Below are 10,903 nucleotides of genomic sequence, written 5' to 3' on the forward strand. Positions count from 1 at the left end.
TGAATTTCAAAATCAATTTTAAATCCATCACTATGAAAAACTTCTTTTTGTATTCTTTTCTTTTGGTTTCTACGTGCTTATTGGCGCAGAAACCCATTTTTGCAACCGCCAAAATCAAAGCGGCAACGGTTTATTTTAATGCTGCCGAATTGCAACAAACCACTTCGGTCAATCTTCCGGTAGGAACGAGTGAAATTGTGATTAAAAACGTAGCCGATTATTTGAACGAAAACACGGTTCAAATTGGCGCGCCTTCATCGGTTACGGTGTTATCGGTACAGTTTACCAAAAACTACATTTCCGAATACGAAATTGACGAAAGTAATCCTGCCATTAAGAAAGTCCGCGACAGCATTACCTTGGTTCAAAAAGACCTTAAAAAAGTACAAATTGAGATTTATTCGCACCAACAAACCATCGAATTACTTGATCAAAATCAGATGGTTGCAGGCGCCAATACGGGTTTAAATGTGACCGAATTGATGAAATTAGTTGATTATTACAAGGCCAAAAGAACCGAGTTAGATAATACTATTGTTGTCTTTCAAGAAAAAGAAGCCAAACTGAATTTGAAATTGAAAGCTTTGAATGACAAGTTGGTCATCAATACCCAAAAAGAAGACAAAACATCCAAAGGAAAATTGGTACTACAAGTGATGAATGATGTGGCAGGAGCGGTAAATTTAGACATCAATTACATTACCAATTCGGCGTCGTGGAATCCGTTTTACGACTTGCGAGTAGACAATGTAAAAGAACCAATAAATATGGTGTATAAAGCGCAAGTAGCACAAAATTCGGGCATCGATTGGAAAAAAGTAAAACTAACGTTATCTAGCGGAAACCCCAACCAAAACAATCAAGCACCGCTATTGAGTTCGTGGTTTTTAAGGTATCAAGAATATTCTTTTGGTTATGAGGAAATTTCTAATGCAGGAGTTTCAAACTCATACTCGTTTAGAAGTGGAGACAAAAGTTACAAGGATAATGTCTATTTAAAAAACAAAATCAATAAAGATGGTTTTGCAGAATTAATGGAATCTGATGAAAAAAAATTTGATACTCTTCCAAATGGAAGAATTATAGCAAGACAAAATTATGATGGTTTAGACGACTACACGGAAATCAACGAAAATCAACTCAATGTGTCTTTTGATATTGATATTCCGTATGATATTTTATCCAATGGAAAAGCACATTCGGTGGCGTTAAAAGAAATCAAGTTGCCTGCCACCTATAAATTCTATGCCGTGCCTCGTGTAGAAAAAGAAGCCTTTTTGTTAGCCGAAATCAACGATTATTCGAAATACAATTTGCTGCCTGGTGAAGCCAATATTATTTTTGAAGGTTTATATGTGGGCAAAACCAACATCAATCCTAATCAAACCGCCGACACCTTAAATTTGAGTATGGGTCGCGATAAAAAAATCTCGATTAAACGTGAAAAAGTAGTCGATAAATCGGGTACCAAATTTTTATCATCGTATAAAGAACAAACCTTTACCTACGATTTAACGGTTAGAAACAACAAAAAAGAAGAAATTCAAATGTTACTAAAAGACCAATATCCATTAAGCACCGATAAAGAAGTAACGGTTGAGTTACTAGACGACGGTAAAGCCAAAGTAAACACTGAAATTGGAGTACTCACTTGGGCTTTAAAACTCGCACCTAACGAAACCAAGAAAATCAGGATTAGTTACAAAGTGCGGTATCCGAAAGATAAAGTGATAGAAAATTTATAAAGATTAGACCTGACAGGTTTTTTAAACCTGTCAGGTCTAATCCTTTTAGGGTGCTGGATTCGGGTGTAACTCTTGAATGCGATTGATTGCTGCCAACACTTCTGGTGATAAAACTACTTCAAAAGCATCCATATTTTCTTTGAGTTGTTCTAACGATGTGGCTCCCACAATGGTAGACATCACAAAAGATTGCTGGTGCACAAATGCTTCTGCCAATTGAACTAAGGTTAGTCCATTAGCTTCGGCTAACTCTTTATACAATCGTGTGGCTTTGGTAGCATTTTCGCCTGTATAACGCGTAAATTGAGGGAAACGCGACATACGGTATTCGGGTTGGATACCTTCTAAATATTTCCCTGAAAGCACACCAAAAGCTAAAGGAGAATAGGCTAACAAGCCCACATTTTCACGCATGCATATTTCAGATAATCCTACTTCAAACAAGCGATTCAATAACGAATACGGATTTTGAATGGTCGCAATTCTCGGCAAACCGTGTTTTTCGCTTTCGTGTAGAAAACGCATCACTCCATACGGATTTTCATTAGAAACCCCAATATGCCTGATTTTTCCTTCTTTGATTAATCCGTCATACACCGACAAAACTTCAAAAAAATTGTCTTGCCATTTTGTATCAATTTGAGTTAACCCACGTTGGCCAAACATGTTCATCACGCGTTCTGGCCAGTGCATTTGATACAAATCAATATAATCGGTTTGTAGGTTTTTCAAACTCAACTCAACCGCTTCATGGATGCTTTTTTTAGAAAAATCCAACGGCTGACGAATGTATTCCATGCCGCGATTCGGACCTGCAATCTTAGTAGCAATAACTAATTTTTCTCTTTCGTTGGTGCCAATTTTGTGCAACCACGAACCAATATGACGCTCGGTACTCCCAAAAATTTGGGCATTTCCACCAATCGGATACATTTCGGCGGTATCAATAAAATTTACCCCTCGAGCCACCGCGTAATCCAATTGTGAATGGGCTTCTGTTTCGGTATTTTGGTTGCCAAAAGTCATGGTTCCCAAACAAATTTTACTAATTTTAAGATCGGTATTCGGAAGTGTTGTGTAGTTCATATTCCTAAGAAGTTGCTTTTGAAGTGCAAAAATACATTTTCAATTTGAATACGAGTTGATAACATTTGTTAAACAAAATAAAAAACTAAATTTTGGCATTACTAAAATTTTTACTTTTACAATAATAAAAATGTTACCCATGAAAGCGCTATTACTTGAAGACGACCACATCCTTTCTAAAGAAATTATCAGTTTTCTAAAATCGATGAAAATTGAATGTGACGCTGTTTTTGATGGTGAAGTTTTTTTTAGACAACTAAAAACGGAAACGTACGACATCTATCTTTTAGACATCAACGTACCCAAATTAAACGGTTTGGATGTCTGTAAAAAAATACGCGAATCGGATAAAACTACTCCAATTTTGATGCTTACTGCCTATCGCGATATTCAGGATAAAATGGATGCCTTTACCATTGGTGCCGATGATTATTTGGTAAAACCATTCCATTTTGATGAACTTTACATTCGAATTATGGCTTTGTTGCGAAGAAGCGCCATGCCTCAAGAAAAGAAAGACATTATCACCATTAAAGATCTGGAAATCGACACTAATGGTTTAAAAGTAAAACGCAACGGCCATGTCATCGAATTGACTCCGAAAGAATACCAATTGCTATTAATTTTGGCCAAAGCCAACGGCAGGGTACTCTCTAAACAAGCTATTTCTGAGCAAATTTGGGACGTTCATTTTGACAGCAACCTCAATACTATAGAAGTGTACATCAATTTTTTAAGAAAGAAAATCGACAAAGACCACGACGAAAAATTGATTTTGACGCGCTCTGGATTTGGCTATTACATCAACACAGGTGAAGAATGACACTTAAACGAAAAGTTGCCATCAATGTTTCTATTGCGTATTCGATTTTATTCGGATTGGCATCGACGTTTATTTACATCAGTTTTTCCACTTTTAGAAAAGAAGAATTCAAAAAACGACTGGAAGAAAAAGCACTTTCCACCGCCAAACTATTAGTTGAAGTTAAAGAAATTGACAATCAAATTCTGAAACTTATCGACAAAAATAAAATCGACAAATTACTTAACGAAAAAACACTCGTTTTTGATGGCGAATACAAATTAGTGTACACTAGTCTGGACGATTCTAAAATTACTTGGAATAAAAGTGATTTGGTGCGATTGAACAATGAAAAATCGTATTTTGTAGACCATAACGGCAAAGAAACTTTGGGCATTTACTTTCCGTTTCGAGAAGGCGATTATTATGTTTTAATTTCTGCCGAAGACGTATATGGATTTTCAAAACTACAATACCTACTCTATTCGCTTATAATTACGTACTTGGGCGGCGTGCTTTTGGTATGGGTTTTCACTTATCTATTAATCAAAAAGCAACTCAATCCGTTGGATGTTTTTCAACAAAAAATTACGTCTATTTCGGCCAACGAATTGAACGTTCATTTGGAAGAAAACACCACCAACGACGAAATCAATCTGCTTACTCGAGCCTTCAACCAAATGTTAACCCGATTGGAAAATGCGTTTACGACTCAAAAAGAATTTACTTCCAATGCTTCACACGAATTATACACGCCATTGACGCGAATTTCCTTTCAATTGGAAAACCTTATTCAAACCGAAAAGCATTCTGAAAACACGCTTTCCTATTTAAAATCCATCAATAACGATGTGCATCAAATTGCCGATTTAATCAACTCATTATTGCTTTTGGCTAAAGTGAATCGGGAAGAAATTAGCACTAAATTTGAAAAGGTTCGCATTGACGAAATCGTCTTTGATGCCAACGAACAAGTAAAAAAGATAAATGCAAGTTTCAACCTCGATTTTGACATTCAAATTGGTGATGATGTTGATAATCCTATGGAGGTTTTGGGTGTAAAATCGTTATTGAAAATAGCTTTTACTAATTTATTGAAGAATGCATGTTTGTATTCCTCCAACAATAAAGCAAGTGTTATTGTGAGTCAAATCAACCAAAATTCACTTTTTGTAACCATTACAAATGAAGGAAAAACACTTACCGCAGAAGAGCAAAAGAAAATCTTCGAACCCTTTACTCGAGGTGAGAATTCCAGTCAAATTAAGGGTTCTGGCTTAGGATTGCCTATTGTAAAACGCATTCTCGACTACCACAATGCCTCTATTTCATACCTTTCTAAAGACGAAAAAACCAATCAATTTCAAGTGACTTTTTCAATTTAAGGTTTATTTAAGGCTTTTATAAAGCCAATTTTAAGAAGCTAAACTCAATTTTGTATCATAAAAAAATACAAATATGAGAACGATACTAGTAACCGCTTTGGTTTTATTTTGTACACACACATTCTCTCAAAATGCCCTGTCGTTGCAAGAATGTGAAAGTCGATTTCTAAAAAACAATCTTTATTTACTGGCCAACCATTACAACATTGATGCGGCTCAAGCCCAAGTGCTTCAGGCAAAAATATGGGACAATCCGAGTTTTGGTTTTGAGGCCAATGCTTGGGCGCCCAACGAAGATAAAAAGTTTTTTAATGCAGGAAATTCGGGTGAAAAATCAGGTTATATTCAGCAATTAATTCATATTGGTGGCCAACGAAAAAACCAAATTGGATTGGCTAAAACCAATGCTCAATTGGCTGAATTGGATTTTTCAATTTTATTACAAGATTTAAAATTTCAACTGCGAAATTATTTTTTCTCGGTTTATTTCGACAATCAATCCATTGCGCAAATCGACAAGCAATTGACCAATTTAAAATCGCTGGTGGACAATTATTCGGAACAAGAAAAAAAAGGTAATGTATCGTTAAAAGATTTGGTGCGTTTGCAAAATTTATACTTGGGATTAAAAACCAATCGCAGTGATTTGATGAATAACATCATCGAAAACAAAAAGAACCTCGAGATACTCCTTTCTGATGGAAACGACGTTGCCGTGACACCTGCTCCAACGCCAGATGAATTGAATAATTACCAAAAACCAATTACTACCAATTTGGATGAGTTACAAAAAACAGCACTTCAAAATAGACCCGATTTACAAAAATCAGACAAAATTATTGAAGCCAACAATTGGAATTTAAAACTTCAAAAATCGCTGGCCATTCCCGACATAACATTTGGCGCAAGCTACGATCAAATGGGCGGTGCTTTTAGAAATCAAACCGATTTGACCATTGGAATTCCGTTGCCATTATGGAACAAAAACAAAGGAAACATCAAAACGGCCAAAGCTTTTATTAATCAAGCTGAAATTGAAAAAAAATCACACGAAGTAGAAGTGAGTAGCGAAGTAAAATCGGCGTATTTAAAATACCAAGAACAAAAATCCAATTACGAATTGGTGAACAGTTCGATTCCGTCTAACCTCGAAACCGTGTACGAAGGCATCTATTCCAACTTTGTAAAAAGAAACATTAGCATGCTCGAATTCACCGATTTTCTGGAAAGTTACAACCAAAGCATCACCTCATTGAACCAAATCAGCAAATCCTACATCAATGCTTGTGAAGAAATAAATCATTCAACCGCTTCAAAATTATTCTAATCCTAAAATATTATTAGCATGAAAAATTACATCAAAATACTACTGACACTTTTCATCCTCATCACGGTAAGTTGCACTAAAAAAGAAACCGAAGAAGTTTCTGCTCCTGAAACCTTCAAAATATCGGACGCCATGATGAAAACTACCACATTTGGCAAGGCTAAAATGGAAGTGTTAAAAAACGAATTGAAGTTTTTCGGAAAGATTTCGGCCAACAAAAACAAATTAATTGAAGTTTATCCTGTTGTGGGTGGAAATGTTGAAAAAGTCAATGTTGAATTGGGCGATTATGTTCACAAAGGACAAGTATTAGCTACCATCCGAAGTACCGAAGTTGCTGGTTATGAAAAAGACTTTCAAGATGCCCAAAACGAAGTCATTGTTGCCAAAAACAACCTAAAAGTTACTCAAGAAATGTTTGATGGAAAACTGAGCACCGAAAGAGATGTATTGCAAGCCAAAAGCGAACTTGAAAAAGCCAAATCGCAACTGAATCGTTTGCAAGAAACGTACAAAATTTATAACTTAAAACCGGGTTCTATTTATCAAGTTGTCGCGCCAATAGATGGCTATATCATTCAGAAAAACATCAATCAAAACATGCAATTGCGCAGCGACAGAACCGATAATATTTTTGACGTTGCCGATACCAAAGACGTTTGGGCCATTGCCAATGTAAATGAAAGCGACATCAATCAAGTGGGTTTAGGTATGGATGCTACCGTGTCGACATTATCCAATCCCGATAAAAAATTTCAAGGCAAAGTAGATAAGATTTTCAAAATTATTGATCCCGAAACTAACGCTATGAACGTGCGAATTGTATTGAACAATAATGCTTCCTTACTGGTTCCCGAGAGTAAAGCTACCATCAACATTTCCTATTCTGAAAATAAATCGATGTTGGCGATTCCGTCTTCAGCAATCATTTTTAACAACAACAAATACTATGTGATTTCGTATAAAGACCGAAGTCATTTAAAAATTCGACAAGTTGAAGTGTACAGACAAGTAGGCGACACTACCTATATCACTTCTGGTTTGAATGAAAACGAACGCGTCATCACGCACAATCAACTGTTGTATTACGAAACCTTAAACGATTAAACGCATTTCAAAAAAGTTGTTCCATTTTAATTCCGACAGAAAATGACAAAATTCATTAAAAATATAATTGCGTTTTCACTCAAAAATAGATTTTTTACCTTCTTTTGGGTGGGACTTTTGGCAGTGATGGGATTCATTTCCTTCAAAAACATGCCTATCGAAGCGTTTCCCGATGTTACCAACACCCAAATCATCATCATCACACAATGGAATGGTAGAAGTGCCGAAGAAGTAGAACGTTTTGTAACGACACCTATCGAACTTTCTATGGCTTCGTTGCAAAAGAAAACGAGCGTTAGAAGCACCACCATGTTTGGTTTATCGGTAATCAAAATCATTTTTGATGATGGTGTTGACGATGCCTTTGCGCGAAATCAAGTCAACAATGCCCTTCGAAATGTCGAAATGCCTGAAGGAATTCAGCCCGACGTACAACCGCCTTACGGACCAACCGGCGAAATTTTTAGATATACCTTACAAAGTAAAAATAGAGATTCTAGAGATTTGTTGACGCTTCAAAATTGGGTGGTTGACAGAGCGTTGCGTTCGGTTCCAGGTGTGGCCGATATCAATGCCTTTGGCGGTCAAACCAAAATTTTTGAAATCAGTGCCGATCCACGAAAATTAGAAAAATACGGTCTAACTCCGCTTCAAGTCTATGATGCTGTTAGTAAAAGTAACTTGAATGTAGGTGGTGATGTGATTGAGAAAAACGGTCAAGCCTTTGTAGTTCGCGGCATTGGATTACTACAATCAATTCCGGATATCGAAGACATTATCATTACCCAAGACAACGGAAATCCGGTTTTAGTGAAAAACGTAGCTGCTGTTAGAGAAAGTTCGATGCCTCGTGTAGGTCAAGCTGGTTTAGACAATAAAGACGATGTAGTAGAAGGCATTGTAGTGATGCGAAAAGGCGAAAATACCCCTGAAGTTTTGGCACGCGTAAAAGAGAAAATTCACGAATTGAACACCAAAATACTTCCTAAAGATGTGAAATTAGTACCATTTTACGATCGTGACAAATTGATGGATTTTTGTACGCATACCGTTATGCACAATTTATTGGAAGGAATTATTTTGGTTACGCTAATGGTATTGCTCTTCATGGCCGATTGGAGAACCACCATCACGGTTTCGATTATCATTCCTTTAGCACTGTTATTCTCTTTCTTCTGTTTGAAAATGATGGGAATGAGTGCCAACTTACTATCATTGGGTGCGGTCGATTTTGGAATCATCATTGATGGAGCCGTCGTTATGGTGGAAGGACTTTTTGTAATGCTCGACCACAAAGCGCATACGGTTGGAATGGAAAAATACAACAAACTGGCCAAAGCGGGTATGATCAAAAAAACGGGAACCGAAATGGGTAAAGCGATTTTCTTTTCCAAAATGATCATCATTACCGCCTTACTTCCTATTTTCTCGTTCCAAAAAGTAGAAGGTAAAATGTTCTCGCCATTGGCATATACCTTAGGATTCGCATTATTGGGTGCTTTGTTGTTTACCTTGACCTTGGTGCCGGTGCTTTCGCATATTTTACTGAACAAAAACGTGAAAGAAAAACACAATCCGTTTGTGAATTTCTGGAATCGAATTGTAGAAAAAGGCTTTGCTTTTACGTTCAAAAACAAAAAACTGAGTTTGACTGTAGCACTAGGAATCTTGGTGTTGACACTCTTCTCGGCCAAATTCTTAGGCACCGAATTTTTACCGCCCTTAAATGAAGGTGCATTATGGGTCACTGCCGAATTGCCAATGAGTGAAAGTTTGCCAGAAACCGTAAAAATGACCGAAACCTTAAAGAAAGAAATTCGGAGTTTCCCAGAAGTGGTGAGTGTGCTTTCGCAAACGGGAAGAAGTAACGATGGTACCGACCCAAGTGGTTTTTACTTTGCACAAATGCAAGTCAATTTGAAACCCAAAGACGAGTGGACTCGAAAAATAAGTATGGACGAATTGGTGAATGAAATCGATCATAAACTGAAAAAATACCAAGGAATCACGTACAATTATTCGCAACCCATTATTGATAACGTAGCCGAAGCGGTTGCCGGATTTAAAGCCGCAAACGGAATTAAAATCTATGGCGACGATTTGAATAAATTGGACGGTATTGCCACTCAGGTTTTGAAACAAATTAAAGACATTCCTGGAATTAAAGAACCTGGAATCATCAGAAATGTGGGCCAACCCGAAGTCAGCGTTGTGTTAGATAAAGAAAAAATGGCGGCCTATAGTGTGAGTTTGGCCGATGCACAAGCAGTATTGGAAATGGCTTTTGGTGGAAAAACAGCTACTCAAAAATACGAAGGTGAACGCAAATTTGATGTCCGCATTCGTTACGACAAAGAATACCGAAAAAACAAAGAAGACATTGCTAATTTGATGGTTCCAACATTACGAAACACCAAAGTACCCTTGAAAGAAATTTCGAATATTATTAGTGATAACGGACCTGCCTTTATCTACCGTGATAATATGAAACGATACATTGGTGTAAAATTCTCCATTCGTGATCGCGACTTGGGAAGTACCATTGCCGAAGCGCAACAAAAAGTAGAAAAAAACATCAAATTACCCGACGGATATACTATTGGTTGGACTGGCGAATTTGAAAACCAAGTACGCGCTTCAGCTCGATTGGCGCAAGTCGTTCCGATTAGTTTGATTATGATTTTCTTCTTGTTGTTCATCATGTTTGGCAATGTAAAAGATTCGGCTTTGGTATTGGCAAACGTGCCATTTGCTCTAATTGGAGGCATCTTGGCGTTGCACCTTACTGGAATGAATTTTGGAATTTCTGCAGGTGTTGGATTCATAGCGCTATTCGGAATTTGTATTCAAAATGGGGTAATATTAATCTCCGAATTTCATAAAAACTTGAAGTCCCGAATGACGTTGCACGATTCCATTTTTGAAGCCGTAAAAGTGCGCACACGACCAGTAATTATGACGGCTTTGATGGCTACTATCGGATTATTGCCTGCTGCTATTTCAACCGGAATTGGTTCGGAATCGCAAAAACCATTGGCGATTGTGATTATTGGAGGTTTGATTTCGGCTACGGTACTAACCTTATTGGTATTTCCAATTATATTCTGGATTTTCAACAGAGCCAAACACGAAGTTTTGGATTAAGAGTTTTAAAATTTAATTATGTTAATTCTGATTATTGAAAAGCAATTTGTTAATTTTAACCTTGGTTACTTTAATTTAGATGTCTCTACCTTGTGATATCACAATCATAAACTGAAACTTCAACATTCGTTAATCAAAATTGAATATTTAACATTTTTGAACTTGGAATATTGAACAACGAATTTTGAATTTTGAAATTTCTATACAATCATAAACTGAAACATCAACATTCATTAATAAAATTGAATATTCAACATTTTTGAACTTGGAATATTGAACAACGAATTTTGAATTTTGAAATTTCTAT

At 36.6% G+C, this 10,903-nt stretch carries 7 protein-coding genes; 6 read left to right on the top strand and 1 reads right to left on the bottom strand.

The window, feature by feature from the left end; all coding sequences use genetic code 11:
• The first annotated feature begins 32 nt into the window (after window positions 1-32).
• Complete coding sequence (locus tag ACODSI_RS13125; protein WP_488917313.1) at window positions 33-1,745, top strand: DUF4139 domain-containing protein; 1,713 nt, start codon at window positions 33-35, stop codon at window positions 1,743-1,745.
• A gap of 45 nt (window positions 1,746-1,790) precedes the next feature.
• Here the strand turns inward: ACODSI_RS13125 and ACODSI_RS13130 are convergent, their stop codons facing one another.
• The gene (locus tag ACODSI_RS13130) at window positions 1,791-2,831 is read right to left on the bottom strand and encodes an aldo/keto reductase (protein WP_488917314.1); all 1,041 of its coding nucleotides are present in this window, start codon (window positions 2,829-2,831) and stop codon (window positions 1,791-1,793) included.
• A 139-nt stretch (window positions 2,832-2,970) separates the two neighbouring features.
• Between ACODSI_RS13130 and ACODSI_RS13135 the strand changes: the two genes are divergently transcribed.
• The 5 genes from ACODSI_RS13135 to ACODSI_RS13155 all read left to right on the top strand — a co-directional run bounded on the left by ACODSI_RS13135 (window position 2,971) and on the right by ACODSI_RS13155 (window position 10,596).
• Window positions 2,971-3,654, top strand: coding sequence for a response regulator transcription factor (locus ACODSI_RS13135; protein WP_488917315.1), 684 nt, complete (start codon window positions 2,971-2,973; stop codon window positions 3,652-3,654).
• Window positions 3,651-5,018: a HAMP domain-containing sensor histidine kinase gene (locus tag ACODSI_RS13140; protein WP_488917316.1), complete on the top strand. Its 1,368-nt coding sequence runs from the start codon at window positions 3,651-3,653 to the stop codon at window positions 5,016-5,018. Before ACODSI_RS13135 ends, ACODSI_RS13140 begins: the two co-directional genes overlap by 4 nt.
• Window positions 5,019-5,091: 73 nt before the next feature.
• Entirely contained in the window at window positions 5,092-6,345 is a 1,254-nt protein-coding gene (locus ACODSI_RS13145) for a TolC family protein (protein WP_488917317.1), read from the top strand.
• Window positions 6,346-6,363: 18 nt separating this feature from the next.
• A complete protein-coding gene (locus tag ACODSI_RS13150; RefSeq protein ID WP_488917318.1) occupies window positions 6,364-7,452 on the top strand; it encodes an efflux RND transporter periplasmic adaptor subunit in 1,089 nt (362 codons plus the stop codon).
• 42 nt (window positions 7,453-7,494) lie between these two features.
• Window positions 7,495-10,596 (top strand): efflux RND transporter permease subunit, encoded by a 3,102-nt coding sequence (locus ACODSI_RS13155; RefSeq protein WP_488917319.1) that lies wholly within the window; start codon window positions 7,495-7,497, stop codon window positions 10,594-10,596.
• The last annotated feature ends 307 nt before the right edge of the window (window positions 10,597-10,903 follow it).

It is taken from the genome of Flavobacterium sp. FG139, assembly GCF_057809695.1.